We start from the raw sequence: 25,911 nt of genomic DNA, 5'->3' as shown, positions 1-25,911 counted from the left end.
TGCTTTATCTTCATTTCAGGCACTATGGCCAACGGAACGGTAAAGATTTCAGAGCAGTCAGGCGTGTTGCCGATTGTCGGCGACATGATTGTGCTGATTACCGCCCGCAGTTCCGGGCGCTGGATCATTCCCAAAGGGTATATAGAAAAGGGTATGTCGCCCGCTGAATCCGCCGCCAAGGAGGCGTGGGAGGAGGCCGGGGTCATCGGCAACGTTCGCCACGAAGAGATTGGCGCCTACTCGTACCGTCGCCCGTCCGGCATCTTTTCGGTGACGGTTTATCCGCTTGAAGTCGAATCGGTGCTCGATCGATGGGACGAGATGCGCGTGCGCCAGCGTCGGCTGGTTACGCCCTCGGAAGCCCTCGAATTGATTGGCCACAAGGAGCTGAAGAGTCTGGTAACCGATTATATTGTCAATCGTTTCGATCTTTGATCCACGGCATCCCGCTCTTTTTGCCCCTTTTTTATCTGAACGGGATTTCTGAAAAATTTGTTTGGTGATTTCAGCTTCTGACTGTATATTATGAGCCTTCCGTTAAGACGGGGCATGGCGCAGCTGGTAGCGTGCCTGCTTTGGGAGCAGGAGGTCCCGAGTTCGAGTCTCGGTGCCCCGACCATGGAGAGCTGCGACAGGATTATGTGCCCGTAGCTCAATGGATAGAGCATCAGCCTTCTAAGCTGAGGGTTACAGGTTCGAGTCCTGTCGGGCATACAGGAAGAGGATTTTTCGCTTTTCATGGTGATTGTAGCTCAGGTGGTTAGAGCGCCAGGTTGTGGCCCTGGAGGTCGGGGGTTCGAGTCCCCTCATTCACCCCGGTTCTGAATGAGCTTCCGCGATTTTCGGGAAGCGTTCTTTGATTGATTGGCCCCATCGACTAGTGGTTAGGTCATCACCCTTTCAAGGTGGTAGCACGGGTTCGAATCCCGTTGGGGTCACACTACAGCTTCGGTAGCCTTTCCGGTTTTGAAGCAGTTCGATATAACGATGGTTATCAAGCTCTGTGCTCTTGCAGGTTCAGAGCTTTTTTTATTAGGTTGGGGCATCCCTGAACATTGTCGAACGAATCGATGGCGCGGTTTCACCTCCACGGCGCTCCTGACGATTTTCACCGATGCTTTTCATGAATGCATTGCTACTAATACCCGCCCATGAAAATCTCCGTCAACTGGCTCAAAGAGTTTATTCCTTCTTTTTCATCCGAAACAGCAGAACTTGTCGATTACCTGACCTTTGTCGGTCTTGAAGTCGAAGAGGTCTTCGAGCAGAAATTGCCTGACGAGAAGGTGGTCGTCGGCAAGGTTGCCGAGGTGCGCCCGCATCCCAACGCCGACCGCTTGCGCATCTGCATGGTCGATACCGGTGCAGGTGAGCTTCAGCAGATCGTCTGTGGCGCGCCGAACGTCGAGGCCGGCATGACGGTGCCGGTCGCCACCATCGGCGCGGTGCTGACTTCGGGTGACGAGAGCTTCACTATCAAACCGGCGAAGATTCGCGGAGAGCGCTCATCCGGCATGATTTGCGCCGCCGATGAACTTGGTCTGTCCGACGACCACGACGGCGTGATGGCGCTCGACGAAGGGTGCGAGGTTGGCAAGCCGCTTGGCGATTATCTGGAAGCCGATACGGTGCTCGACATCGCTGTGACGCCGAACCGCCCCGACGCGCTCTCGCATCTCGGCGTGGCCCGCGAGTTGGCCGACTGCCACGAGATCGTCTATCCGCAAGCGCCGGTGATCGAGTTCACCCGTGGCGGCGGACTCGTGGAGGTGCAGGACGAGGAGGCGTGCCCCTACTACACGGCTACGGTCATCAAGGGGGTGACGGTCGCGCCGTCGCCGCGCTGGCTCGCCCGGCGGCTGGAGCAGATCGGCCTGCGTCCGAAGAACAATATCGTCGATATCACCAACTACATCCTGCACTCGTTCGGCCAGCCGTTGCACGCCTTCGACCTGCATATGCTCGCCGGAAGCCGGATTGTCGTGCGCGGCGACGCCAGCAGCTCCTTCATGGCGCTCAACAACGAACAGTACCAGCTCCAGCTTGGCATGGCGGCGATCTGCGACGTGCGCGAGCCAGTGGCCATCGGCGGCGTGATGGGTGGTTTGTACTCCGCCGTCACCGACAAGACTACCGACATCCTGCTCGAAGCCGCGTACTTCAACCCGGCATCGATCCGCAAAACCTCCAAGCAGCTCCAGCTCTCCACCGACTCCTCCTACCGCTTCGAGCGCGGCGTCGATCCGCGCAACGTCAAGCGGGCCGCCGAATATGCCATCGCCATGATTCTCGAAATCGCCGGCGGCAAGATCGATTCCGCCGAGGCGTGGGGCGCCATGCCTGAATCGCCGAGAATCGTTTCGCTCCGGCCCAAGCGGGCCAACGCGGTGCTTGGCAGTTCGATCGCCGCTTCCGATATGGTGCGACTGCTCGAAAAAATCTGCATCAAGGCGGTCTCGCAGGGGGCCGTCTCGTCCGACGCCGACCAGATCGCCTTCTCGGTGCCATCGTTCCGGGTCGATATCGAACAGGAGATCGACCTGATCGAGGAGGTTGCTCGCCTGTACGGATACAACAATCTGGAGCCGGCATCCGCGATGGTTTCGAGCTATCCGGTCAGCCGCAAGACGCCCGAATATTTTCCCGACTACCTGCGCAACATCATGATTGGCCTGGACTTCCGGGAGGCGCTCACCAACCCCCTGATCCGCAAGTCCGAGGCGGAGCGCTTCAGCCAGATGGCGGTCAGCGCGCTCAATCCGATCAGCGAAGAACTCGAAGTGCTGCGCCCGAACCTCGCGCCGTCATTGCTCAAGGTCGCCGCGCACAACATCCGGCACGGCAATCGCGATTTGCGACTGTTCGAGGTGGGTCGTGGATTCGGGAAGCAGCCGGAGAGCGAACGCCGGAGCGGGGAGCCGCTGTCGGCATTCACGGAAAAGGAGCTGCTCTCGATGGTGCTGACGGGCCGCCGCGAACCCCGAAGCTGGAACCGCAAAGATGAGAATGTCGATTTTTACGATCTCAGGGGCGCGGTGGAGATGATGCTTGAAAAACTGAATTTACTTGAAAAATCAGCATTCAATATTTATAATGGTCACACGATTGGTATTGAAATCACCTCGACGGAAAACGGGAAAAGTTCCGTTCTGAAGGCGGGTACGGTTCAAGAGGTCAGCAAGGATGTGCTCGATGCTTTTGGTCTCGATCAGGATGTGTATCTGGCCGAACTCGATGTTACGGTGCTGGAGCGATGTTTTGAGCCGGGCGTGGTCTATGAACCGCCGTCAAAGTTTCCCATGGTCGAAAGAGACCTTTCATTCGTGCTTCCCCGTCATATTTCGGCGCAGCGTTTGATCGATCTCGCCAAAGCGAGCGATCAACTGGTCAGGTCGGTGCGGGTTTTTGACGTGTTTGACCGGGCCGAGGGAGAACCCTCAACGAGAAGCGTGGCGCTGTCGCTCGAACTTGTGGACAGGTCGGGAACCATGAACGAGGAGGCGATCAACGCCGTCATCTCGAAGGTGAGTGACAGTGCCAGAAGTGAACTTGGTGCGGTAATTCGGCAAGTTTGATTCAATCCTGATTTATGGATGCAGCAAACGAGCATAACGATCATCAGTTGCTTGCGGGCCTCGAACAGAATGTGGGGCGGCTCGTGGAGCAACTCGCCGAATGCCGGAAAGAGAATGAGTTGTTGAAATCCGAGGTTTCAAGCCTCCAGAACATATTGCGGTCATTCAAGTTGCCGGGCACCGAAGGGGCAGAGGTCACGGCGCCGGGCGCTTCAGGCGAGGGATTCTCCTACGCCGACAGGCTCCAGATCAAACAGAAACTGGTGATGATTCTGCAAAAAATCGAGAGAGAACTGAGAGGAGAGAAAGCCGGATTTTAATGTCCATGGAAAAGATCAACGTCAATGTTTACGGCGACAACTACCCTTTGCGGGTAGAGAACAGCGAACTGACCGGAAAAGCGGCAAAAGAGGTTGATGGCGTCATGAGGCGCTTCGCCGCCAAGGCTCCGGATCTGGAGTCGAAAAAACTGGCCGTGCTGGCCGCGGTGCAGTTTGCTGAAAAAAAGAACGAACTGGAGGAGGAGTTGTCGCAGCTCAGGCAGAAAATGGCTCATATCAATGAATTTATCGAGCAGAATTTGCGCTAAAGCGTTACATTGAAAGCAGACGAAATATCCGCACCACAGCAAGAGGTGTTTTGTAAGTAAAAGAACTAACAGGACAGAACAGGGAGCCCAACTCTTCATTTTGATTGCAGGCCTTGCTGCCTGTCGGTGACGAACCGCTGGCATTGGCGCTTTCCGGAGCGCCGCGTTGGAAGCAAAAAACCTGAAGGAGGCGCCCACCGTGATTGAACGGGTTCTTGAATCTTACACATCTCTTGAGGGTGCGGGTTTTTTTTGTTCAATTTTGAAGGATCGGCCCTGTCTGGCCGGTCAAAAGGAGGTTTTTTAATGGGGATCGTAATAAATCTGTTTCTCATTATTGCGGCATCCGTGCTCTTTTTCGGGGTCGGTTTTTACATCGGCCGTTTTTTTCTGGAGCGTATCGGCACCACCAAGGTGCTTGAAGCCGAGGAGCGCGCCGTGCAGGTCGTGCAGGAGGCCCAGAAAGAGGCTAACGACTACAAGGAGCTGAAGGTTAACGAGGTGAATCAGGAGTGGAAAAAGCGCAAGCGGGAGTTTGACGGCGAGGTAACGATCAAGAACAACAAGTTCGTCCAGCTCCAGAAGCAGATCCGCCAGAAAGAGGGGATGCTGAACAATCAGCAGCGCGAGGTCAAGGAGACCGAAAAGAAGCTTCAGGAGCAGAAGGCTGAGCTGAAGCATTTGACCGAGAATGTGCAGAATCGCTCCACCGAGCTTGAAAAGGTGATCTTCGATCAGAACCAGCGGCTTGAGAGCATCTCGAACCTGACCGCCGAAGAGGCCCGCCAGATGCTCATCGACAACATGATCGCCAAAGCCAGGGCGGAGGCGACCGAGACGGTTCACCAGATTCACGAAGAGGCTTCGCAGAAGGCCGACCGGATCGCCGAAAAGATCATGCTCACGGCCATCCAGCGCATCTCCTTCGAGCAGGCTACCGAGAGCGCTCTTTCGGTGGTGCACATCCAGAGCGACGAATTGAAAGGGCGCATTATCGGGCGCGAGGGACGCAACATCAAGGCCTTCGAAAACGCGACGGGCGTTGACATCATCGTTGACGATACTCCGGAGGTGGTCATTCTCTCCTGCTTCGATCCGCTCCGACGCGAAATGGCCAAGCTCACTCTGCAAAAGCTCCTCGTTGACGGCATCATCCATCCGGTGGCCATCGAAAAAGCCTATCAGGACGCGAAGAAAGAGATCGAGGATGTCATCATGTCCTCCGGCGAAGAGGCGATTTCGTCGCTTCAGATTCCCGACATGCCAGCCGAGATCGTCAACCTCATCGGCAGGATGCGCTTCCACGCCGTTTATGGCCAGAACCTCTTGCAGCACAGTCGCGAAGTGGCCATGCTGGCCGGTTTGATGGCTGCCGAGCTGAAGCTCGACGCCAGGCAGGCCAAGCGCGCCGGCTTGTTGCACGACATCGGTCTGGTGCTGCCCGAAACCGAAATGCCGCACGCTCTGGCCGGCATGGAGTTCCTGAAAAAATTCAACATGTCGCCGGTGGTGCTCAATGCAATCGCCGCCCATCACGGCGAGGTCGAGAAGGAGTCGCCCATTGCCGACCTGGTCGATGCGGCTAACGTGATTTCGCTTTCAAGGCCGGGCGCTCGCGGCGCGGTGACTGCCGAGGGCAACGTCAAGCGGCTCGAAAGCCTCGAAGAGATCGCCAAAACCTTCCCCGGCGTCATCAAGACCTACGCCCTGCAAGCGGGCCGCGAAATCAGGGTGATCGTCGAAGGCGACAACGTTAGCGACTCACAGGCCGACGTGCTCGCGCACGACATCGCCAGCAAGATCGAGTCCGAGGCGCAGTACCCCGGCCAGATCAAGGTGACCATTTTGCGCGAAAAACGCTCCGTCGCCTTCGCGAAGTAGAAGATCGGTCGGATTGGACGGATCAGTCGAGTCTGACCGATCTTGAAAAAGAAAGGCTGCCTGGAAATACCGGGCAGCCTTTCTTTTTTTTGTTATTGGTGCTCTCGCTTAAATCACGCCTTTGGTCGATTTGATCTCCGCGCCTTCGATTTTCACCGCCTGTTTCATCGCGTAGGCGAGTGACTTGAAGAGCGCCTCGATGATGTGGTGCGTGTTTTTGCCCTCCAGCACCGCGAGGTGCAGGTTCGCGTTCATCGTCCGCGAGAGCGACACGAAAAAGTGCTCCACCATTTCGGTCGAAAGTCCCTGAATCACCGGTCGCGAAAACTCCGCCCGGAAAACGCAGTAGCTCCGGCCTCCGAGGTCGAGCGAGCACTGCGCCAGCGCCTCGTCCATCGGAATGATCGCCCAGCCGTAGCGCCCGACGCCTCTCTTTTCGCCCAGCGCCTCCACGATGGCCTTGCCGAGCACCAGCGCCACATCCTCGACGGTGTGGTGGTCGTCAACCTCCAGGTCGCCGCTGCACCGGAGCTGCACGTCGATGCCGGAGTGGCGGCTGAAGCTGGTGAGCATATGGTCGAGAAAGGCTACGCCGGTGTCGATGGACGAGGCTCCCGATCCATCGAGATTGACGGTGGCGGAGATGTCTGTTTCAGCGGTCTTGCGGCTGTGCGAGGCGATGCGCGGGTTCATTGAGGTCGTGTCTGTCATGGATGAGTGCTATCTGAAAAATTTGTTGATAAAGCCAATGACGAGGCTCAGGATGATCGAGAGTACAATCGAGCTGCCGAGCGGAAAATAGAGGCGGAAATTCTCCTTTTCGATGCGGATGTCGAGCGGCAGGTTGCCGAACCATCCGAACCAACCGTTTCCACCCGATTTCTGGACGAGCATTACCAGCAAGCCGAGGGCGGCGATGGATGCTCCGAGAAAAATGAGCATTTTGCCCATGGATGAAAACGGGTCTTGCATATTGTGAAAAAGTTGCTAAATTGTGGCCACAATAATGAAAGATACGATAGTTAACAGGAATTTCATCAGATAGCCGCCGGACATGCTCAACGGTTTCATCGTCATCCTCGCTTTGATTGCATCGCTCCTCTTGATGGTATCGGTGCTGCTTCAAAGCCCCAAGGCCGGAAGCGGTCTGACCGGCGGGATTTCGAGCCTCGGCACTGTGCAGACGCTCGGCGTGAGGCGAACCGGTGATTTCCTGAGCAAGACTTCGGCGATTCTGGCTGGCATCATGATGGTGCTTTGCTTCATTGCTCAATTCACGCTTCCGTCCCGTAATCAGGGGGATACAGGTAGCAGCATCCTTCAGAAGAGCGCCCCGGCGTCGCTTCCCGCAGGCAACCTGCCGCAGTCGCTCCCGACCGGCAACATTCAGCCGTCGGAACAACCAGTAGTACCGGCAAAATAAGATTCTGCACTCGTAGCTCAGTTGGTAGAGCAACTGACTCTTAATCAGTGGGTCCAAGGTTCGAGTCCTTGCGAGTGCACCAGACAACAAAAGCCCTGTAAGACAACAACTTACAGGGCTTTTTGCGTTTTATGCCTTTCCGGGTGGTGTTGTGGCTTCGCGCAGGCGGTTGACCAGACGCCGACTTATTTCAACATCTTTTTGCCACATGACGTTGCTCTTGTCGAGCGCAGACAACCGTTCGTCGATCGAGAGGCTCTGTTCGGCCAGCGGCAGGGCCAATGCAGGCTCGCCTTGCTGTTCGTGGAATTGAGCCAGCAGCGTGAGACTGAACGATAGATCGCGCTGCCATGTGGCGTTGGAGGGATCGGCAGCCGCCAGTCGTATCCTCACGGCGAGCGCCTCACGGAAAGCGTTGAGAGCGCCGTCGAGATCGCCCTGGTCGCGGAGCACGTCGCCGATTTTTTCCTGGCTGACGCTGAGATCGCGCTGCCATGTGGCGTTGGAGGGATCGGCAGCCGCCAGTCGTATCCTCACGGCGAGCGCCTCACGGAAAGCGTTGAGAGCGCCGTCGAGATCGCCCTGGTCGCGGAGCACGTCGCCTTTTCGGTTGACGAGAACAGTGTACTCTCTGAGCCAAATTGGATCTGTTCTGTTTTCAGAAGGAAGTGTTTCAAGCCAGTCGGCTACGGAACTCAAAGCGCCGGATACAAGGTCAAGCTGCCCCAACTCCTCCAGCCGGTCGGCGATAGCGTAGAGGAGCGGGTTCGCCAGCACCTCCCAATGGTTGTGCTGGCGGTCGGCGCGGAGCAGCGCTCCGGCATGGTTCAGGAGAGCGGTGGCGTCACTGAGTTTGCTGTTGTTTTCGGAGGGGTTCAGCGCTTCGGCAAGCGCATCGCGCAGCCAGTGAGCGAGCCGGTCGCCCAGCGCGGCTTCAGGGCTTTGAGCGTCGCGAACGAAACGGTAGGCCAGCACATGGGTGAAGCGCCAGTGGCCGCTCTCCGCAAGGCGGAAGAGGCCACGCTGGACAAGCTTTCGGAGGTGTTCGCGAAGGCGGTTTCTGCCGGCATCGCCGGATTCGGCAAGGCCGGTCGCCGCCGCCATCGCTTCGAGCGAAAAGGGGGTGGGGGCCAGCAGGCCCGCCGCGGCGAGCATGATCTGGCCGGTCTCGTCGAGGCCGCGAATGCTGCGCTCGTAGAGCCAGCGGAGCGTTCGTTCGGCTTGCCGGGGGTCACTGAGCAGCGGCAGCCCTTCCGTCTTCCAGCCGCGAATCAGTTCGGCAGGCTCTTCGTCATCGCGCACGAGGAGGTTGCCCGCCCAGTTGAGGGCAAGCGGGTGGCCTTCGAGCAGCTCCAGTACGCTTTGCCGGATTGCCGGGTCAAGAGGCCGACTCGCCGTGAGCGCGTCGAAGAGGCGGGCCGCCTCTTCGGGTTGGAGCGCCTCCCTGAGTTCGATGCTCTCCGCCGCCGCCGACTGGGTGCTCAGGCGGGTAAGCAGCAGGTGGCGGCACTCGCCGGAGAGAACGCCGAGCAGCTCCGGCATGGTCGTGCGCTCCTCCTTGCCGTCCGCCTCTTCGCCCCCTTCGATGACGAGCAGCACCCGGCTTGCGCGGAAGGCTTCGGTGGCCCGGTTACGCGCCGGAGCGTTGTTCATGAAATCGTAGCCTTGCAGACGGTTGGCAAGGGCGTTCCATGCCGGTTCGGCACGACCGTGAAGGGCGTAGAGGTCGAGATAGAGAATGCCGTCAGGAAAGGGCGTTGCGTCGAGCGAAGCACGATTGGCGCCGACAATTTCCGCGAGAGCGCTCGCCGCAAGGGCGGTCTTGCCGAGGCCCGCAGGTCCGACAACGGCGGTGTTCAGCCCGGCGCGCAGGCGAAGGGTGAGCTGCTTCAGCTCTTTGTTGCGCCCCGTGAAGTGCTCAGCCAGGGGCGGCAGTTCGCAGGGAATACGCCTCTCCTGCTGCGCTCCGAACGAGCTGCGATCGATTCTGATGACGGTTTCATGCACAACCGGCAACGCTGCGGGAGTGTTCGATGTTTCGCTCGTCAGCGCAGTTGAAGCTGGAGCACGGGCTGCGAGCACGTTGTTTATCAGGAGATTCCTTGCCGAATCACATACCTGCGCATCAGGCTTGCGTGGTTTTGAGATAGAAAGGTGATCTTCATCGAGTCCAATCGGGTCAACTCCGACGCCGGGGTGCGAAGAGGTGGGATTGACGATGGTCAGCACTCCTCTGACGCCAAGCCGCTCGTAATAGGTTGCAGTTTCGATACCGAGCCTCGGGGCATGGTTTCGATACCAGTTGTAAAGATTTCTAAGATGTGCATCGTGCTCGCGAAGCTCTTCGATGGTGACGGTGCTTCCGAAAATATCTCGAAAAGCGTCCACAAAGGTAGCCAGTTCTGCTCCGCTATGTGGCGTGGCGAGAAAGAGCACCACCTTCGTTTGGTTTACAACGCCGTTCTTGTGTAAATCCGTATTGTCACTGGATTGGCGAAGCAACTGTTTTACCAGCAATCCGCCAAGGCTGTGGCAAATGAACATGAGAGGCCGCTGACCGAGACCTTTCAGTGTAAATAGATCGAGCATCTGGTCTGCTCGGTCGGGAAGGGCTATTGTCTGACCGTCTTTTGGGGATCCGAAGCCAAAGAGGCGTTTGAACCATAATAATTTCGACGGACTGGCTGCATAATCGAGCGACCAGACGCCAACTTGCGGAAACTCGTTACCCAGCCAGTGCGGTCACGAGGTCGAATCGTCCGTGCCGTGCCGCCACGTTCCGAGGGCGTTGCCGCCGAGGCCGTGGACGAAGAGCACATCCGCCTTTCGGTCGGCATGGCCACAGCCGGAAATTGGAATCAGCTCACTCATGGTTTATTATACTGAATATTCACCACTCCGCCGAATGCAGTCCCACGATCTCCTTGTAGGCAATCGCGGCGGCGCAGGCGGTTACGGGGGCTGAGACCAGCAGGCCGACGCCGAGAGCGAGGATGCCGAGTACGTTGATGAGGAAGAGCACGATCGCGAAGACGAAAAAGGCGAACCAGTTTTTCGTGACGATTTTGCGGCTCGTCTCCATCGCCTGCCAGAACTCCATGCCGTGATCGATCACCAGGAAGGTCGCCAGCATGTAGCCGATGGCGAGGTAAATGCCGGGAATGATGAGCAACGCCAGCCCGACGGTTACAAGGATGCCGCTTGCCAGACCGGCCAAAAAGAGCGGCAGGAAGTAGTTGAATCCTTTGAAAAAGTCGCTGAACTGGAGCTGCTGGCCGGTCATGATTCTGAACGCCGCGATGGCGAAACCGGCGTAAAGTGGGGCTGCCACCGCCGAAAAGAGCAGCGAGCCGAAACCGCCCATTTTCGAACTCACGAGCGAGGCCGCAAAGCAGATCAAGGTGAAGCCGATGAATTCTCCGATGTTCCCCTTGAACATCTCCCAGCCTTTCTGTACATAGTCGGAAGCGTTGACCTGGTAGCCCTCCTCAATGAGCTTGTTAAAATGCGCCGGATCGACCTTCTGTCCAAAATCAAATGGTGCCATGGTTTCTCTCCTGTTTTTTGTTCAATTCTGTCGATGATCGCAATCAAGAAAAACGGTATGCGGGCCGTGTCCTTTTGTACGTAATTTACTCAAGCCTTGCCACGGCGCAAAGTTTCGTCCCGTATTCCGGCGGGCGGTACGTGGAAGCCACTATTGCAGAAAACGTGTTCTGCTGTATATTGTGAGCAGCCAGCTCTCCGAAAAAGGGGCGGCGACAAGTAAAGGTTAACAGACATGTAATGAAAATCTTCGATCGATACATTCTCAAGGAGCATCTTGGCGCCTTCTTTTTTGCGTTTGTAACGATTATGTTCGTGTTCATTCTCTCCTTCCTGACCACGTTTCTTGAGCGGTTGATCGGCAAAGGTCTCGATTTCGGCATCCTCTTCGAGGTGGTTGCGTTGCAGTCGGCGTGGATGGTTGGGCTGGCAGTGCCGATGGCGGTGCTGGTTTCGACGGTCATGTCGTTCAGCTCCCTGACCAACAGCTCCGAGCTTACGGTGATGCGCTCCGGCGGCATCTCGATCTACCGGCTCGTGGCCCCGGTGCTGCTCGCCGCGCTCGCCTTGTCGCTTCTGATGGAGCGTTTCAACAACGTTTTGATGCCCGAAGCCAACCACAAGGCCAACGCTCTCTTTGCCGACATTACCCGCATGAAGCCGGGTCTCGGTATCGACAAGAACGCTTTTTCCGACCTCATCAACGGCTATTCCATTATGGTGAAGGATGTCGATAACCAGACCGGAGAGCTTCAGGACATCGTGCTGTACGACCGCAGCCGATCCGATGTGCGGACGGTGATTATGGCAAAAAAGGGACGGATTCAGTTTTCCGGCGATTACCACCACCTCATTCTGACGCTCGATGACGGTCAGATTCACGAACTCGCTTTGCCGCAGATGGATCGGTACCGGAAGATGGTTTTTTCGAGGAACCGTTACGTTTTCGATGCGAACGGCTATGGATTCGAGCGCACCGATGAGGGCAATCGACGCCGGGGTGGCAAGGAGCTTTCGGCAGCCGAGCTGCTGTCGATGGCCAAAGAGTTTCACCTGAAAGGCCGCATGGCCGAGAGTTCGATCGACAAGGGGATCGAGCAGTTCAGAACGGAGATCGCCACGATTCGCAAGCGGAGTGGTGCTGCTCCAGCCGCCTGGCCCGCGCCGCTGCCGCCCGCTGTGACTGGACGCGCCATCGAATCGGTCGATGCGATGATCGACAACGTCTCGGCGCGCATCGGGCAGATGCGGGAAAACCGTGAATCGTTCAACAATTACATGATCGAGTATCACAAGAAATATTCGCTCGCCTTTGCCTGCGTGGTGTTTGCCGTGGTCGGCGCGCCGCTTGGCGTCATGGCCCGGCGTGGCGGATTCGGCGCGGGCGCGGCCTTGTCGCTTCTTTTTTTCGTGCTCTACTGGGTGCTGTTGATCGGCGGGGAGAAGATCGCCGAGAGAGGCCTGCTTTTGCCGTCGATTTCGGTTTGGCTGCCCAACGCCGTGCTGACCACGATCGGTCTGTTCATGTTGTACCGCCTGAGCCACACGGCAAGCGGGTCGGGCCGGTGAACTGAGCGAAGCGCTGTTCGGGCCGTAATTGTGAAGCGAACGGGGGCAAGTCATTGCCGGACTTCGTGACCGGCGATGGTCATAATTTTTTCTTTGTTTTTTGACTCTGATTCTTGTATGAAAAAAGAATAAAAATATATTGCTGAACGATTGAATGTCAGAAGCGTGTGCTTTAAAAATCAGGTTTTAGATAATGCCCGACATACCTGACGCCGTCAAATCTCCATCCGTCCTCTTTGTTTCTCCATCGCTCATTGCTCCCGCTTCTCACGTTGTTTGTTCGTCACCCCTTGTTTTTCATCCGGCAGGTCAGGACGACATCCGTTTTATTGCTTGTATTATACTTTGTTAACTTTGTTATTGTGCTCATGATAAAGAAGTACCTTTACGGCTCGAAAGACACCGGGCCGACGATTTCACCTTATGACCGTTTTGAATCCGAGGAGTTGATCCTGCGTGACGAACTCGCCATCGACCGAACTCTGCTTGCCAATGAACGCACCCTGCTTTCTTATCTGCGATCCGGGGTGGCCATGATGATTACCGGACTGACGATCGTTCACTACGCCACGAAGATGTGGTTTATGTGGGCTGGCGTGGCGTGTATTCCGCTCGGCATCGTTACCGGCATATTCGGTATCTGGCGGTTCCGCAAAATGCAGGGCGCTATTTCGCGTACGCTCAGATGGACGCACAACGCATAAATATTCCGTCGCATCACGCTCCGAGGCCGCTTCAATGCGGCCCGCTTCATTTTTATCAGGCCGAAATCGCCTTTTTCCTGCCGTTCTCATCCACGCTGACGAAGGTTATCCGCGTCGTGAAGACCAGCTCCTTGCTGCCGGTGGTGATCTCCTCGCGGGTGACATCCACGATATATTCAACCGAGGTGGTGCCGATCCGGTTCTGCTTCGACTCGAAGCAGAGAATGGTGCCCTGCCGGATGCTTTTCTTGAACTTGATGTTGTCCATGCCGACCGTGACGAAGTTGCAGCCGGGGTAGTCGAGGGTCACGGCGATGTAGCTGACCTCGTCGATCCATTTGAGCAGATTGCCGCCGAACAGAAACCCGAAGTGGTTGAGGTGTTCCGGCATCACGAGCTTGTGTGTTTCCATGGGAGGGTGGTGGGTTAAAATTTGAGTGGGACTTACAGGACTTATAGGTCGTATAAGTCCTATAAGAATTAAAGAGCGATTTTTCCGGAGCTTTTTCAATTCATCATTCTCTTAAGGGTTTGACCATCAGCACTTGCTCTCGTTCGATGATGACGTTGCCGGGGGTTTTGCGGTCTTTTTTGATGTATTTCTTTTGGGTGCAGATCACCGGCGCGAGTTCGGAGTGCTTGGCCGAGGAGTGCCAGGCGGCGATTTCGGCGGCGCGGCGGATCTCCGAGGCGTTGTGCATTCCCGCGCCCTTGAGCACACAGTGCGAGCCTGATGCGCCTCTCGTGTGAAGCCAGATGTCGTCGGGTTTTGCGAAGCCGAAGGTGAGCTTTTCGTTGTTCGCCGAGTTTCTGCCGATGTAGAGCGTGATTCGGTCGCTGATCGGGATCGTCCGGAATTGCGGCGTTTTCTCCTTTTTGCTCCTGTCCTTGCCGGATGACCTGCCTCCGGGGGGCGATCCGGATTCGAGCGCTTGTTGCAAGCGGTCGGGGGAGTCGGCCTCGTCGAGCTTGGCGAGTTTCAGGCGGAGCGTGTCGAGTTCCGCCCGGAGTTCGGCGTGGCGGAGCTTTTGCGCTGCGGCCTTTTTGCGGTTTTTCGTCGCCTGCGTGAAGTACCATGCAGCATTTTCCTGAAGGTTGAGTCTCGTCTTGACCGGAATTGTCACGTCGGGCGAACCGGGTGCGAAGAGGTTCGGCACCGTCACCGTGCCGCCCGATGGCTCGATTGCGCCGATGGCTCCGGTAAGCAGGTGTCCGTAGCGCTCGTTGCGCCGCGAAACTTCCTCCGGATCGTGCCCGGCGCTGGCGTTCAGCTCCTTTTCGAGCTTGCCGATTTTCGCCGTCAGCTCCCGCCGCATCTCGACGGCGCGTTCCCGCAAATGCAGGTGGCGGTACATCTTGCGGCTGTAGTGGTTCAGCGCGTCGATGACGCTCTCAAACGTGACGGCCTCGTCGCCCGCCTCCGGAGCGAAGAGCGAGAAGGCTGGCGGCTGGCCGGGCTTTTCGATGACGCACGGCGTTGGCGAGGCGAGATCGTAGAAGATGGCGACGAACGCTTGGTGGAGCTGTTCGGGCGACTCACCCTCGGCAATCGCGAGGAGCCGCCGGACGAGCTTGCGGTCGAAGCCGGGCAGCATCGCGAGCAGTCGCCGGTCGAGTGGCTCTGTGTTGTCGCTCTCTTCGAGCTTTTGCCGTAACAGCGCCGGGTCGGAGGCGAGCTGGTCGAGCGACCGGAAATATGGTACGTCAGTCTCCGTCTCGTCGAACGGCGTGTTTTCGAGCTTCCGTGCATCCTTGAAGGCATCGACGATCCGCCCGTCGCGCACGAGCAGCATGTTGGTTTCGGCGCTGAACATCCGCAGCACGAGGGTGTGGCCGTCGTCGAGCGAGAAGCCGATCTGCCGGTCGGCGGGCGAGATCACGACGCCGGTGATCTGTCGCTCGTAGATCCGGCTCATGATGCCCGCCGTGTTGCGGCTCTTGCGGTTCAGCCCCTCGCGCGTGTAGAGCGAAAAGTGCGGGGAGCGCACGGTGACGACGAGTTGCAGATGCTCGCCCTCCGGCGTGACGAAGGCGAGGGTGATTTCGTTTTTCTGCTGCGAATGGATTTCAAAAAGGTAGCCCCCCGCAAGACGCTGGTGCAGCTCGGCGGCTGCGTGGTAAAGCGTGAAGTAGTTGCGGAGCATGGGCGTGAGTGGTTGCGCGGGCGCTTTCTTTCCTCTATTTTCCTGAAGCGATCAGACTCAATGTATCAATTCTACGGTTATGCATGAAGAAGGCAATAGCGGGTGCTGCTGCGGCGCATCGGGCGCAAGCGGTCAGCCGGAGCAGCGGCTTGGGTGGCACGAATATTTCATGAGCGTGGCGCACCTCATTTCGCGCCGGGCCACCTGCACGCGGGGGCACATCGGCGCGGTGATCGTGCGCGACAACAACATCCTCTCGACCGGCTACAACGGCGCGCCCTCCGGCCTGCCGCACTGCAACGAGACCAACTGCAAGATTTACCGCAGCACACACCCTGACGGAACGGTCGAGGAGAACTGCGTCAACACGATCCACGCCGAGATCAACGCCATCGGGCAGGCGGCTAAGCACGGCGTATCGATCAAGGATGCCGACATTTACATCACCGCCAGTCCCTGCATCCACTGTCTGAAGGTGCTCATCAACGTGGGCATCAAAACGATTTACTACGACAAGCCCTACAAGATCGAGCACATCGCCGAGCTGCTGCGCCTGTCGGGCATCAGGCTGGTGCAGGTGCACGCCGAACACTGCTGAAGGGGGAGGACAATGACGATGAATCCGGAAACTCCGGCGCGTCCGGAGGACGAAGCCTCCATGCGGCGATGCCTCGAACTGGCCGGGCGCGGCGCGGGGAGCGTGAGTCCGAACCCGATGGTCGGCTCGGTGATCGTCTGCGACGGGCGGGTCATCGGCGAGGGGTGGCACCGGCAGTACGGCGGCCCGCACGCCGAGGTCAACGCCATCGCGTCGGTCGAAGATGCGGCGCTGCTCCCGCGCTCGACGCTGTACGTCAATCTGGAGCCGTGTTCCCACTACGGCAAGACGCCGCCGTGCGCCGACCTGATCGTCGAGAAGCGCATCCCGAAGGTGGTCGTCGGCTGCCTCGATCCGCACGAAAAGGTGGCGGGCAAAGGGATCGCCAGGCTCCGCGACGCCGGAATCGAGGTGACGGTTGGCGTGCTCGAAGCGGAGTCGGAGCGGCTCAACGAGGCGTTCATGACCTCGCACCGCAAGGGCCGCCCGTTCGTGGCGCTCAAGACCGCCGAGACGCTCGACGGGCGGATCGCCACCTCGCTCGGCGCGTCGAAGTGGATCACCGGCGAAGAGTCGCGGCGCGAAGTGCACCGCCTGCGGTGCGTCTATGACGCCGTCATGTGCGGCGCTTCGACGGTGATGTCGGACAACGCCGAGCTGACCGTCCGCCATTGCGCCGGGCGTCAGCCGTTGCGCGTACTGCTCGACCGTCGGCTCCAGACGCCGGTCGAGGCGCGGATTTTCAACGGCGAAGCGAAAACGCTCGTCTTCGCGTTGCGCGACGAGGCTGAAGATTTTCTGGTCAGCCAGCTCGAAGCGCGGGGCATCGAGGTGGCGACGGTCGGCGAGTCCGGCGGCGGACTCGATCTCGCCGAGGTGTTCGCGGAGCTGCACCGGCGGCGTGTGCTCTCGGTGATGGTCGAGGGTGGAAGCCGGTTGTCCGCCTCGATGGTCAGGTCGGGACTTGTTGATAAATATTACGTCTTCATTGCGCCGAAACTTTTCGGTGGCGACGGCCTGGCGAGCTTCGGCCCACTCGACGTGACGCATCCCGATTACGCCATCAAACTCAGCTTCGCCGGTATCGAGAGGTTCGGCGAAGACCTTTTACTCGAAGCATATCCAAAACACTGATGGCGGGATTTTTCAAAAGCGGCGACAAGAAGAAAAGCAAAGGCGGCAACAATCGCGGCAGAGTCAACACTTCATCCGGAGGGTTCATGAACAACAACGATCTTGGCAAACTCCTGATCCGCCTGTGCGTTGGCGGCCTCATGCTGTTTCACGGCGTGCACAAGCTGATTCACGGCTATGGCTTTATCGCGGGCAAGCTGAAGGCTGCCGGACTGCCCGCGCTGCTTGTTGCGGGCGTACCGATTGGCGAGGTGGTGGCCCCGCTGCTGATCGTGCTTGGCCTCTACACCCGGCCCGCCGCGCTTGTCGAGGCAGTGCTGATGGGCATGGCGGTCTGGCTCGTCCACATGGGCCAGCTCACCGCGCTCGACCAGCACGGCGGCTACGCCCTCGAACTGCAAGCGTTCTACTTTTTCGGCTCCATCGCCATCTTCTTTCTCGGCGCGGGCCGTTACAGCATCTCGAAAGGCGCGGGGGAGTGGAACTGAGGATGCTGCCAGATTGGCCGAAAGGGCGAAGCGCTGATCGGTGGATAATTGAGTGGATAACTCTTGATGTGAGAAAACAAGCAAAGCCTTCTTCTTTTGACATGTAGCGCTTAAGCGTTGTTGGGGCGCAAGCAAGTCAAAGAGATCAGGTAAAAGGCAGCGCATTGCGTGAGTCTGTGACGAGTGTCCATAGCTTTGCATTGCTGGGCGATGAAAAAATCATGTTTGGATGCTGCCAGTTTGATCATGATACGTACGTTATAGCCGTACCATAGGGGGAAAAAATAGCCATAAGAATATCATTCCTGCTCGTTGACGCCGACAAAAAGACAGGAAGCGGAGCATATAAAAAAGCGTTAAAATATATCCGCTTTTTCTTGGAGACAGATTGAAATTGCAAAGTTACCATCAAAGGTCTCTCGATGAATCCTGTCCGGTTATCTCTCGGCAACGATAACAGGACAGGATTCATTGGGCAATAAGAAGCACAAAGAAACAGTTCACCAAAAATTCCGATAAACTATCGCTTGACGAATACCGCGAAGATATAAATTCCCGGTCAATACATGCTTATTGACGATTGGATGGAGAGTACGTGCATTTTCCGCTTTACAGAGGGTCAGGCTGCGCTTACTTTCTGGAGCTTGAGGATAGCCGCTTTTTTTGCCCTGCGCCCCTCATCCCAGTCGCTGCCGAACATGGCGGCTTCACTGATCTTGTCCATGATGGCCGTCAGACTCCTGATTTTTCGTCTGTCTGCACCGGTTACTTCGATTTCCAGAATCGCATTCTGCAAGCACTGGATTGCATCGAGAAATTTATCATTCTCGATATGCTGAATAGCGATTTTCGCTACATTTACTGCCATAGCTACACAATGGATATGATTGATGTTTGCGCAAGGGGTACAATTATGGCTCATGCCATAACTTGTCGTTTGAAAAAAGAATTTAATGAAACTTGCATCAAGCCCGGATGTTCAGTCACCCTGAACTTTTATGGGGCCTGCATGACGCGAATATATGTGATGCAAACATAATTTGCTAATCGTTTTTTCTGGCCCCGACAGAACTGCTTTTAAAGTGGTCTCGCAGTTCCGATTATTTGCATACCAACCCCGATTCAGGCGATAGCGTTCACTTTCTCGTACTCTTCGGTACTAATACCGTTCGAGATGCCGCGCCGCATAACTTTTTCATGTCGCGCAATCCGATACAGAGTCTCCCCGTCGTCATGGAGCTTGACTTGTCAATTCTCTACAACTGATTGCTTTACAATCAATTACGTTGTGTGCTCGTGTCAGGCGGCCGTTATCAATCCAGCGCATTGTCTGCTTGCCGGAGAGCTGTGACTTTCGTATGCCTGAGATACTTTCGGGCGGTGGGGATTTCGGTAAAAGCTTTACACCCGACGGCTCTGGCTGCTTTGATGGCTCTTGACTGGCTGAACTCAGCGCGCAGGTCATGAAGATTGCCTGGAAAACAGCAGGTCAATATCCGAATCCGGTATGTCAGCAGCAATGAAAAACTCCGGAAAATCGAAAAATGAAGCTCGGATGAAACATACTATTTTCAACCAATACAAGCAAAACAGTATTTCATGCTGAAAGATGACAATTGAAAAATTATCGTGATAACATTGTTTATGTACCGTAGCAATACTCTCTGTTTCGGGAAAAAGATAAAATAACCGATCAAACACGGCAATGACTTTTCGATAGTCATCGGGAAACCAATGCTTGACTCGATCCAAGGTTGATGCCGATACTTCTTTCAGTATCCCAACCGGCGGTCAGGCTCTTTTTGACAATCCGGTGCTTGCGCGGTACCTTGTTTCACGGCCCAAACGCGGAGCTGTTCAAGATTTCGCGATCGCGCCGAAAGGAAAAAACACTATCAGTACGATCGTGAATCACGTTTTTGAATTCAGCAATGTCAGCGCTTACCGAAACGATACGCTGGTGTTTGACGGGCTTGACCTGAGTATCCGGAAAGGTGAAAATACGGCGATTCTCGGGCCGAACGGGTCGGGGAAGACAACGCTGATGAAGCTGATTTCGCGGGAAATTTATCCCGTCTGGTCGGAGCGGAGCCGGATGCTGGTCTATGGCCGCGAGCAGTGGAACGTCGAGGAGCTGCGCTCGCGGCTTGGCATCGTATCGCATGACCTGCAACAGAATTACGGTACTTACGCCAAAGGACGCGACGTGATTCTGTCGGGCTACTATTCGAGCATCGACACCTGGCCGCATCAACTTTTCGGCGCTGCTGAGATCGGGCAGGCCGAGGAGCTGATGCGGCAGCTCGGCGTCGGGGAGCTGGCCGACCGCCCCTTCGGCAAAATGTCCACCGGCCAGCAGCGCCGCTTTCTGCTTGGCCGTGCGCTGGTGCACCGGCCCGAAGCGCTCTTGCTCGACGAGCCGACCAGCGGCCTCGACATCACGGCCTCATTCCTCTACCTCGACAAGGCGCGGCGGCTGATGCAGGCGGGTATGCAGTTCATTCTCGTTACCCACCACCTGCACGAAATACCGCCGGAGATTACGCGGGTCATCTTCATGCGAAAAGGGCGCGTCGTGGCCGATGGCGACAAGCGGGAGCTGCTGACCTCAGCCTCGGTGTCGGAGCTGTTCGGATGCGGGGTTGAGGTGGTCGAGCGGAGCGGTTTTTTTCAGGCGATGCCGGGAGAACAGTTCTTATAAGTCATATACGACCCGTTAAACCTGTTCTTTTCTTTTGAAGGAACGGAACGCGGGCGCTGCCGGTTAATCATGCAGGCTCTTTTAGCGTAACCCACCAATGCTTAAACCTTACCCATTATGGCATCCATCACCCTGAAAGGTAATACCATCAACACTGCTGGCGAGCTTCCGGCGGTTGGCAGTCAGCTTCCGGCTTTTTGCCTTGTGAAAAGCGATCTTTCGGAAGTTTCTCCGGCTGACTTCGCTGGCAAGAAGGTCGTGCTGAATATTTTTCCGAGCCTCGACACCGCCGTTTGCGCGGCGTCCGTACGGCGCTTCAACAAGGAGGCGGGCGAGCGGGGCGACGCTGCCGTGCTGTGCATCTCCGCCGATTTGCCGTTCGCCCAGGGCCGCTTCTGCACCACCGAAGGGCTCGAAAATGTGGTGTCGCTCTCGGTGTTCCGCTCGCCGGAGTTCGGCGCGGAGTACGGCCTCACCATCACCGATGGGCCGCTCAAAGGCTTGCTCTCCCGCGCGGTCATCGTCGCCGATGCTTCCGGCAAGGTGCTCTACGCCGAGCAGGTGTCCGAGATCGTGCAGGAGCCTGATTACGACAAGGCGCTCGCGGCGCTGGCGTGATGACGCGAAGGGTACTGCATTGGGTAGTGCTCCCAATCTGCTCCCCGGCTTGAAAGCCGGGGCAATGTGAATATAAGAGTCTTGAATGTCAGCAGGGTTAACACCCTGCTGAATATGTTCAGTTTTGTATTTCCGCAGCCACGTCGTCAGCAAGCGGCGTGGCTTTTTTATTTCTTCCCGAATTTTCATTTCAGCAACAGAATAGTGGTGGCGTTTTCATCGGAATTACGTCTGTATTGTCTATCTTTTTCTGACATTCTTCCCGTTTGATTTCCGGCGTGCAACTTCTCATAACGCAACTCTGAAATCCATGCAACCCAACGCCTCTCCTCCAGCTTCTCCGGTTGAACGCAGCCTTGAAGAGATCGATCTCAAAGCGCTTGCCGCAGGCAAAACCTGTTTTCCATCCCCTGCCGCGTGGGATGACGAAATCCTCTATTTCCTCATGCTCGACCGCTTTTCGGACGGCAGGGAGCGAGGCGGTTTCAATGATGCCGACGGAAATCCCGTCGCCGAGTCCGCCGAGCGTGAAACCCCGCTCTTCCGCATCGAAGCCGACGCGAACAATGCCGAGTGGCAACAGTGGTTCGAGGCTGGCCGGGGGTGGTGCGGCGGCACCATCGCGGGGATGCGCGACAAGCTCGGCTACCTGAAGCGGCTCGGCGTGACGGCGATCTGGGTCAGTCCGGTGTTCCGGCAGGTGACCGGCAGCGATTCGTACCACGGCTACGGCATCCAGAACTTCCTTGATGTCGATCCCCACTACGGCACGCGCGAGGAGCTGCGCGACTTCGTGGCCGACGCGCACCGGCTCGGCATCCGGGTGATTCTCGATATTATCCTCAATCACGCCGGTGACGTGTTTTCCTATCAGGACAATCAGCAGTATTTCTACTACGAAGGGTGGCAGTGGCCGGTGAAGGGGTACCGGATGCATCAGCACGATTCCGGCTCGATTCCGTTCGGCGGCAATGGCGAGGCTCATCCGGACATCCCGATGGAGGCGGCGATCTGGCCGACGGAGTTCCAGAGCGCGACGACCTGGACGATGAAGGGCGAAATCCGCAACTGGGACGCTTTTCCGGAGTTTCTCGAAGGAGATTTCTGCTCGCTGAAAGAGATTTATCTGGGGCATGGCCTCCAGGATCCCGCGCAGAGCTGGGACCTCGAACGGCGCATCAGCCTGTTCCGCCCCTCGGTGGCGCTCGATCACCTCATCAAGGTTTATCGCTTCTGGATGGCGTACGCCGACATCGACGGCTTCCGGCTCGACACGGTCAAGCACATGGAGCCGGGCGCGGTGCGCTACTTCGCTTCGTCGATCCACGAGTTCGCCCAGACGCTCGGCAAGGAGAACTTCCCGATCATCGGCGAAATCACCGGCGGGCGCTCCTACGCCATGCAGATTCTCGACGTGACCGGCCTCGACGCGGCGCTCGGCATCGGCGATCTGCCCGACAAGCTCGAATTTCTCGCCAAGGGGTGGCGCAGCCCCGGCAACCCGGAGACCGGCGAGCAGGAGGGGTACTTCGACCTGTTCCGCAACAGCCTGCTCGACGGCAAGAGCGGCCACCAGTGGTACTCGAAGCACATCGTCACCATGATCGACGACCACGACCAGGTGGGCGAGCAGCGCAAATACCGCTTCTGCGGCGACTCAACCGAAAGCTGGAAGCTGCTGAAAGCCGCGCTGGGGCTGAACCTCGCCACGGAGGGGATCAGTTGCATCTACTACGGCACCGAGCAGGCGTTCAACGGCGCCGATCCGCGCACGGGCGACAACTCGTACGGCGACGTGTTCCTGCGCGAGTGCATGTTCGGCGGGCCGTTCGGCTCGCTGCAAAGCACGGGTCGGCACTTCTTCAACGAGGAGCACGAGGTGTTCCGCTTCGTGGGCAGGCTCGCGGAGTTCCGCAAAGGCGAGATCGCCCTGCGCCGTGGACGGCAGTATCTGCGCAAGGTGTCGGCGACGGGCAACGAGGGTGAGTTCTTCTATCCCCAGCCGGTCAACGGAGAGATGCGCTGGGTGGTCGCCTGGTCGCGCAACTTCGCCGAGACGGAGTGCCTCTGCGCCATCAACACCAGCCTCGAAAAAGAGTTGACGGTGTGGGCGGTGGTCGATCACCAGCTCAATCCGCCCGGAAAAACGATGCAGTGCGTCTTTTCATCGTCGCCGGAAGAGGAGGGCGAAGAGACCGAGGTCGTGCCGGTGTGCGGCTCGGCGGTAAAGATCACCGTGCCGCCCGGCGGTTTCGTCGTCTATCGCTGAGGCGCGGCGTTTGTCGCGACAATCGCGCAAAGTGGCGGAGTCGGGAGTTTTCCGGCTCCGCCTTTTTTGTTAGTATATTCATGGCGGATTGGTTGGGGTTTCGGGATGATCGGCGTCGGTATCGAAATCGAATCCGATTGCGATTTTGGGGAGAGAGGCTGACACATAGGGGGTTGCCTTAAAATCCTGGGAGCGCCGAGCGCCTGCTCGGCAATGGAGCCGAAGGCTCCACATTATTCAGTGTGCAGTATTTTTGCGGGATGCTGGTTTATTATTATGTAAGAAATCAAAAGAATAAAAACCATCGAGAAGATGCCGAGCAGGCGCTCGGCGCTCCCAGGGTTAAGATTTTCGCGGCACTATCATTTTTTATCATCGAGGATCGTAAAGAAATATGTTCACAGGAATTGTCAAGGATGTGGGAGCGGTCGAGAGCGCCGCGCGGCAGGGGAGCGGAGTGCGGCTGAAGGTTCGCTACACTTCGGCGGCGGAGTTTGGTGATCTGGCGATTGACGAGAGCGTGAGCATCGGTGGCGCTTGCCAGACGGCGGTGGCCGTCGGGCCGGGGTGGTTCGAGGTCGATACGGTGTCGGAGACGCTGAAAAAGACGACGCTCGGCTCGTTCCGTCCGGGCACGCCGGTCAATCTCGAACGCGCCGTGCGCCCGATGGATCGGCTCGGCGGACACTTCGTCTTGGGCCACGTCGATGGCGTCGGGCGCGTCACGCGCATCGAGGAGGTCGGTGGCAGCCGCATGATTTCGGTGGCGTTCGACTCGCGCTTCGACCAGTGGATCGTCTCCGCCGGTTCCATCGCCATCGACGGCGTGAGCCTCACGGTGGCTTCGGTCGAGCCGGGGCAGTTCACGGTGGCGATCATCCCTTACACCTTCGCCAACACCACCATCACCGGCCTCGGCAACGGGAGCGAAGTGAACCTCGAATTCGACATTCTCGGCAAGTATGTCGCCCGCCAGAAGAGCGTCAGTTCACCGGCGGAGAGCCGCATCACCGAATCGTGGCTGAGCGGCCAGGGGTTTGCATGAAGCCCGATGAGCCTGAACAGCCCGACCTGTTCGGATTTCCGTCCGGCAAGTCCGCCTCGGCGAAGCTTTTCCAGCCGCTCGCCGAGCGGGTGCGTCCACGCCAGATCGACGAGCTGTTCGGCCAGGAGCACCTCGTCGGCGCGGCGGGGCCGATCCGGCGCTACATCGAGGAGGGGCGGATTCCCTCCATGATCTTCTGGGGGCCGCCCGGCTCCGGCAAAACCACGCTCGCCGAAATCTGCGCCGGGTCGCTGAACTACCGCTTCGAGCAGCTCTCCGCCACCGACGCGGGGGTCAAGGATGTGCGCCGCGTACTCGAACTCGCCCAGAAGAGCCGCTCCATCGACGGGCGGCAGATGCTGCTTTTCATCGACGAAATCCACCGCTTCAACAAGGCGCAGCAGGACACGCTGCTCCATGCCATCGAGCAGGGGCTCATCGTCCTGATTGGCGCGACCACCGAGAACCCGTCGTTCGAGGTCAACCGGGCGCTCCTCTCGCGGATGCAGGTCTATATTCTCCAGCCGCTCGGCGACGACGAGGTGCGGCGGGTGGTCGAACGCGCCATCGCGGACGATCCGGCGATGCAGGCCGCCGGAGTCGAGGTGCGCGACATGGAGTTCCTGCTCGCCTACGCCGCCGGTGACGCCCGCAAGGCGCTCAACGCGCTCGAAGCCGCCCTGTCGCTCGCGCCGCGTGGAACCGCGCCCGCGGTGATCGACCGCAAGCTTTTCGAGCGAGCGCTCCAGCACCGCGCCCCGGCCTACGACAAGGGGGGCGAGGCGCATTACGACACGGTGTCGGCCTTCATCAAATCGATGCGCGGCTCCGACCCCGACGCGGCGCTTTTCTGGATGGCGCGGATGATCGACGGCGGCGAGGATCCGAAGTTCATCGCCCGGCGAATGGTGATCTTCGCCAGCGAGGACATCGGTAACGCCGATCCCTATGCGCTGACGCTTGCCGTGGCGGTGTTTCACGCCGTCGAGCTGATCGGCCTGCCCGAAGCGCGGATCAACCTCGCGCAGGGGGCGACCTATCTCGCCTCGTGCCCGAAGTCGAACGCGAGCTACGCGGGGATCGGCGAGGCGTTGGCTGACGTCAAGAGCGCGGGCGCGTCCGCCGTGCCGCCGCTCCACCTGCGCAACGCACCGACCGACCTGATGAAGGAGATCGGCTACGGCAAAGGCTACCGCTACCCGCACAGCTTTCCGGGCCATTTCGTCGATGAGCACTACTTCCCCGAACAGATGGAGCCAAAAGCCTACTACCGCCCGACCGGCGAAGGCCGCGAAAAGTTCATCCGCGAACGGCTGGAGGGGTTGTGGAAGGATCGGTACAAGGAGTGATTGCGATGGAGTGGGCAGGATGGTATCTTTGAAGAGTTCTCGAACAAACATCTGCTTCAGGAATCTGAATACCACAGGATGAGCGAGACGGAAAAAAGAAAAATGAGGGGCGGATGAGAACACAAAACCCCAGTAGTTAGCTGGGGTTATCAGTATTAAAATAAAAATGCAATTTTTATAGACTAGTGTCAAGTCAATTCCAAAGTGTCTTGTACTTTCCCCGTCATTGCGAGGCGCATAGCGACGCGGCAATCCATGCTGAAGCAGCGAAATCAACA

General features: G+C 57.8%; 24 protein-coding genes and 5 tRNA genes. 21 read left to right on the top strand and 8 right to left on the bottom strand.

Annotated features, from left to right (window positions below):
- Positions 1-24: 24 nt before the first annotated feature.
- The 9 genes from EST62_RS01250 to rny all read left to right on the top strand — a co-directional run bounded on the left by EST62_RS01250 (position 25) and on the right by rny (position 6,045).
- Positions 25-435: an NUDIX hydrolase gene (locus EST62_RS01250; protein ID WP_129050293.1), complete on the top strand. Its 411-nt coding sequence runs from the start codon at positions 25-27 to the stop codon at positions 433-435.
- 108 nt (positions 436-543) lie between these two features.
- Positions 544-619 (top strand) — tRNA-Pro (locus tag EST62_RS01245).
- Positions 620-641: 22 nt separating this feature from the next.
- Positions 642-714: transfer RNA gene (locus EST62_RS01240), tRNA-Arg, on the top strand.
- 26 nt (positions 715-740) lie between these two features.
- Positions 741-816 (top strand) — tRNA-His (locus EST62_RS01235).
- A gap of 50 nt (positions 817-866) precedes the next feature.
- A tRNA-Glu gene (locus tag EST62_RS01230) sits at positions 867-938 on the top strand.
- Between the two features lie 213 nt (positions 939-1,151).
- Entirely contained in the window at positions 1,152-3,575 is a 2,424-nt protein-coding gene (pheT, locus tag EST62_RS01225) for a phenylalanine--tRNA ligase subunit beta (RefSeq protein ID WP_129050292.1), read from the top strand.
- 14 nt (positions 3,576-3,589) lie between these two features.
- Positions 3,590-3,895: a hypothetical protein gene (locus EST62_RS01220; protein ID WP_129050291.1), complete on the top strand. Its 306-nt coding sequence runs from the start codon at positions 3,590-3,592 to the stop codon at positions 3,893-3,895.
- A 5-nt stretch (positions 3,896-3,900) separates the two neighbouring features.
- Positions 3,901-4,164 carry a cell division protein ZapA gene (locus EST62_RS01215; protein WP_167599100.1) on the top strand — a complete coding sequence of 88 codons (264 nt, stop codon included), beginning with the start codon at positions 3,901-3,903 and terminating at the stop codon, positions 4,162-4,164.
- A 306-nt stretch (positions 4,165-4,470) separates the two neighbouring features.
- Positions 4,471-6,045 carry a ribonuclease Y gene (rny, locus tag EST62_RS01210; RefSeq protein WP_129050289.1) on the top strand — a complete coding sequence of 525 codons (1,575 nt, stop codon included), beginning with the start codon at positions 4,471-4,473 and terminating at the stop codon, positions 6,043-6,045.
- A 108-nt stretch (positions 6,046-6,153) separates the two neighbouring features.
- Here rny and hisB read toward each other — a convergent pair whose 3' ends face one another.
- Entirely contained in the window at positions 6,154-6,738 is a 585-nt protein-coding gene (gene hisB / locus EST62_RS01205; protein WP_129050332.1) for an imidazoleglycerol-phosphate dehydratase HisB, read from the bottom strand.
- A gap of 27 nt (positions 6,739-6,765) precedes the next feature.
- Positions 6,766-6,987 (bottom strand): DUF2905 domain-containing protein, encoded by a 222-nt coding sequence (locus EST62_RS01200; protein WP_129050331.1) that lies wholly within the window; start codon positions 6,985-6,987, stop codon positions 6,766-6,768.
- Positions 6,988-7,099: 112 nt separating this feature from the next.
- On the opposite strand from EST62_RS01200, the gene secG reads away from it, so the two are divergent.
- Positions 7,100-7,468: a preprotein translocase subunit SecG gene (gene secG, locus EST62_RS01195; RefSeq protein WP_129050288.1), complete on the top strand. Its 369-nt coding sequence runs from the start codon at positions 7,100-7,102 to the stop codon at positions 7,466-7,468.
- Between the two features lie 6 nt (positions 7,469-7,474).
- A tRNA-Lys gene (locus EST62_RS01190) sits at positions 7,475-7,550 on the top strand.
- 47 nt (positions 7,551-7,597) lie between these two features.
- Here the strand turns inward: EST62_RS01190 and EST62_RS01185 are convergent.
- From EST62_RS01185 to EST62_RS01180, 3 genes are all read right to left on the bottom strand, one after another.
- Positions 7,598-9,907, bottom strand: coding sequence for a tetratricopeptide repeat protein (locus EST62_RS01185; RefSeq protein ID WP_167599098.1), 2,310 nt, complete (start codon positions 9,905-9,907; stop codon positions 7,598-7,600).
- 303 nt (positions 9,908-10,210) lie between these two features.
- Positions 10,211-10,339 (bottom strand): hypothetical protein, encoded by a 129-nt coding sequence (locus tag EST62_RS13855; protein WP_256372342.1) that lies wholly within the window; start codon positions 10,337-10,339, stop codon positions 10,211-10,213.
- Between the two features lie 19 nt (positions 10,340-10,358).
- Complete coding sequence (locus EST62_RS01180; RefSeq protein WP_167599097.1) at positions 10,359-11,015, bottom strand: hypothetical protein; 657 nt, start codon at positions 11,013-11,015, stop codon at positions 10,359-10,361.
- Positions 11,016-11,254: 239 nt separating this feature from the next.
- Here EST62_RS01180 and EST62_RS01170 point away from each other — a divergent pair, with 239 nt between their 5' ends.
- Together EST62_RS01170 and EST62_RS01165 are read left to right on the top strand one after the other, a co-directional pair.
- Entirely contained in the window at positions 11,255-12,583 is a 1,329-nt protein-coding gene (locus EST62_RS01170; RefSeq protein WP_129050286.1) for an LptF/LptG family permease, read from the top strand.
- Between the two features lie 368 nt (positions 12,584-12,951).
- Positions 12,952-13,287 carry a DUF202 domain-containing protein gene (locus EST62_RS01165; RefSeq protein WP_129050285.1) on the top strand — a complete coding sequence of 112 codons (336 nt, stop codon included), beginning with the start codon at positions 12,952-12,954 and terminating at the stop codon, positions 13,285-13,287.
- 55 nt (positions 13,288-13,342) lie between these two features.
- Here the strand turns inward: EST62_RS01165 and EST62_RS01160 are convergent, their stop codons facing one another.
- Positions 13,343-13,699, bottom strand: coding sequence for an acyl-CoA thioesterase (locus tag EST62_RS01160; RefSeq protein ID WP_129050284.1), 357 nt, complete (start codon positions 13,697-13,699; stop codon positions 13,343-13,345).
- Positions 13,700-13,802: 103 nt separating this feature from the next.
- Positions 13,803-15,431, bottom strand: coding sequence for an NFACT RNA binding domain-containing protein (locus EST62_RS01155; protein ID WP_129050283.1), 1,629 nt, complete (start codon positions 15,429-15,431; stop codon positions 13,803-13,805).
- Positions 15,432-15,510: 79 nt separating this feature from the next.
- Between EST62_RS01155 and EST62_RS01150 the strand changes: the two genes are divergently transcribed.
- The 3 genes from EST62_RS01150 (at position 15,511) to EST62_RS01140 (ending at position 17,651) form a co-directional block, all read left to right on the top strand.
- Positions 15,511-16,029 carry a dCMP deaminase family protein gene (locus EST62_RS01150; RefSeq protein WP_129050282.1) on the top strand — a complete coding sequence of 173 codons (519 nt, stop codon included), beginning with the start codon at positions 15,511-15,513 and terminating at the stop codon, positions 16,027-16,029.
- 18 nt (positions 16,030-16,047) lie between these two features.
- Entirely contained in the window at positions 16,048-17,163 is a 1,116-nt protein-coding gene (gene ribD, locus EST62_RS01145; RefSeq protein ID WP_371414666.1) for a bifunctional diaminohydroxyphosphoribosylaminopyrimidine deaminase/5-amino-6-(5-phosphoribosylamino)uracil reductase RibD, read from the top strand.
- Positions 17,164-17,249: 86 nt separating this feature from the next.
- Positions 17,250-17,651 (top strand): DoxX family protein, encoded by a 402-nt coding sequence (locus tag EST62_RS01140; RefSeq protein ID WP_129050329.1) that lies wholly within the window; start codon positions 17,250-17,252, stop codon positions 17,649-17,651.
- A 619-nt stretch (positions 17,652-18,270) separates the two neighbouring features.
- Here EST62_RS01140 and EST62_RS01135 read toward each other — a convergent pair.
- The gene (locus EST62_RS01135) at positions 18,271-18,519 is read right to left on the bottom strand and encodes a hypothetical protein (RefSeq protein ID WP_129050280.1); all 249 of its coding nucleotides are present in this window, start codon (positions 18,517-18,519) and stop codon (positions 18,271-18,273) included.
- Positions 18,520-19,557: 1,038 nt separating this feature from the next.
- Between EST62_RS01135 and EST62_RS01130 the strand changes: the two genes are divergently transcribed.
- The 5 genes from EST62_RS01130 (at position 19,558) to EST62_RS01110 (ending at position 25,633) form a co-directional block, all read left to right on the top strand.
- On the top strand, positions 19,558-20,352 hold the full coding sequence (locus EST62_RS01130; protein WP_167599096.1) for an ABC transporter ATP-binding protein: 795 nt from the start codon (positions 19,558-19,560) through the stop codon (positions 20,350-20,352).
- Between the two features lie 117 nt (positions 20,353-20,469).
- Entirely contained in the window at positions 20,470-20,970 is a 501-nt protein-coding gene (tpx, locus tag EST62_RS01125; RefSeq protein WP_129050279.1) for a thiol peroxidase, read from the top strand.
- Between the two features lie 310 nt (positions 20,971-21,280).
- On the top strand, positions 21,281-23,239 hold the full coding sequence (locus tag EST62_RS01120) for an alpha-amylase family glycosyl hydrolase (protein ID WP_129050278.1): 1,959 nt from the start codon (positions 21,281-21,283) through the stop codon (positions 23,237-23,239).
- A gap of 394 nt (positions 23,240-23,633) precedes the next feature.
- Positions 23,634-24,284 (top strand): riboflavin synthase, encoded by a 651-nt coding sequence (locus tag EST62_RS01115; protein WP_129050277.1) that lies wholly within the window; start codon positions 23,634-23,636, stop codon positions 24,282-24,284.
- Positions 24,281-25,633, top strand: coding sequence for a replication-associated recombination protein A (locus tag EST62_RS01110; protein WP_129050327.1), 1,353 nt, complete (start codon positions 24,281-24,283; stop codon positions 25,631-25,633). The genes EST62_RS01115 and EST62_RS01110 overlap by 4 nt, the downstream gene beginning before the upstream one ends.
- Positions 25,634-25,911 lie beyond the last annotated feature (278 nt).

The sequence above is a fragment of the Chlorobaculum sp. 24CR genome, from assembly GCF_004118635.1.
Classification (GTDB): domain Bacteria; phylum Bacteroidota; class Chlorobiia; order Chlorobiales; family Chlorobiaceae; genus Chlorobaculum.
This window is presented reverse-complemented; position numbering and strand designations above follow the sequence as displayed.

Bases quoted from the DNA above. Each gene is read 5' to 3' on its own strand.
- EST62_RS01250 (WP_129050293.1), top strand. From the start codon at position 25: ATGGCCAACGGAACGGTAAAGATTTCAGAGCAGTCAGGCGTGTTGCCG.
- pheT (WP_129050292.1), top strand. From the start codon at position 1,152: ATGAAAATCTCCGTCAACTGGCTCAAAGAGTTTATTCCTTCTTTTTCA.
- EST62_RS01220 (WP_129050291.1), top strand. From the start codon at position 3,590: ATGGATGCAGCAAACGAGCATAACGATCATCAGTTGCTTGCGGGCCTC.
- EST62_RS01215 (WP_167599100.1), top strand. From the start codon at position 3,901: ATGGAAAAGATCAACGTCAATGTTTACGGCGACAACTACCCTTTGCGG.
- rny (WP_129050289.1), top strand. From the start codon at position 4,471: ATGGGGATCGTAATAAATCTGTTTCTCATTATTGCGGCATCCGTGCTC.
- hisB (WP_129050332.1), bottom strand. From the start codon at position 6,738: ATGAACCCGCGCATCGCCTCGCACAGCCGCAAGACCGCTGAAACAGAC.
- EST62_RS01200 (WP_129050331.1), bottom strand. From the start codon at position 6,987: ATGCTCATTTTTCTCGGAGCATCCATCGCCGCCCTCGGCTTGCTGGTA.
- secG (WP_129050288.1), top strand. From the start codon at position 7,100: ATGCTCAACGGTTTCATCGTCATCCTCGCTTTGATTGCATCGCTCCTC.
- EST62_RS13855 (WP_256372342.1), bottom strand. From the start codon at position 10,339: ATGAGTGAGCTGATTCCAATTTCCGGCTGTGGCCATGCCGACCGAAAG.
- EST62_RS01180 (WP_167599097.1), bottom strand. From the start codon at position 11,015: ATGGCACCATTTGATTTTGGACAGAAGGTCGATCCGGCGCATTTTAAC.
- EST62_RS01170 (WP_129050286.1), top strand. From the start codon at position 11,255: ATGAAAATCTTCGATCGATACATTCTCAAGGAGCATCTTGGCGCCTTC.
- EST62_RS01165 (WP_129050285.1), top strand. From the start codon at position 12,952: ATGATAAAGAAGTACCTTTACGGCTCGAAAGACACCGGGCCGACGATT.
- EST62_RS01160 (WP_129050284.1), bottom strand. From the start codon at position 13,699: ATGGAAACACACAAGCTCGTGATGCCGGAACACCTCAACCACTTCGGG.
- EST62_RS01155 (WP_129050283.1), bottom strand. From the start codon at position 15,431: ATGCTCCGCAACTACTTCACGCTTTACCACGCAGCCGCCGAGCTGCAC.
- EST62_RS01150 (WP_129050282.1), top strand. From the start codon at position 15,511: ATGCATGAAGAAGGCAATAGCGGGTGCTGCTGCGGCGCATCGGGCGCA.
- ribD (WP_371414666.1), top strand. From the start codon at position 16,048: ATGAATCCGGAAACTCCGGCGCGTCCGGAGGACGAAGCCTCCATGCGG.
- EST62_RS01140 (WP_129050329.1), top strand. From the start codon at position 17,250: ATGAACAACAACGATCTTGGCAAACTCCTGATCCGCCTGTGCGTTGGC.
- EST62_RS01135 (WP_129050280.1), bottom strand. From the start codon at position 18,519: ATGGCAGTAAATGTAGCGAAAATCGCTATTCAGCATATCGAGAATGAT.
- tpx (WP_129050279.1), top strand. From the start codon at position 20,470: ATGGCATCCATCACCCTGAAAGGTAATACCATCAACACTGCTGGCGAG.
- EST62_RS01120 (WP_129050278.1), top strand. From the start codon at position 21,281: ATGCAACCCAACGCCTCTCCTCCAGCTTCTCCGGTTGAACGCAGCCTT.
- EST62_RS01115 (WP_129050277.1), top strand. From the start codon at position 23,634: ATGTTCACAGGAATTGTCAAGGATGTGGGAGCGGTCGAGAGCGCCGCG.
- EST62_RS01110 (WP_129050327.1), top strand. From the start codon at position 24,281: ATGAAGCCCGATGAGCCTGAACAGCCCGACCTGTTCGGATTTCCGTCC.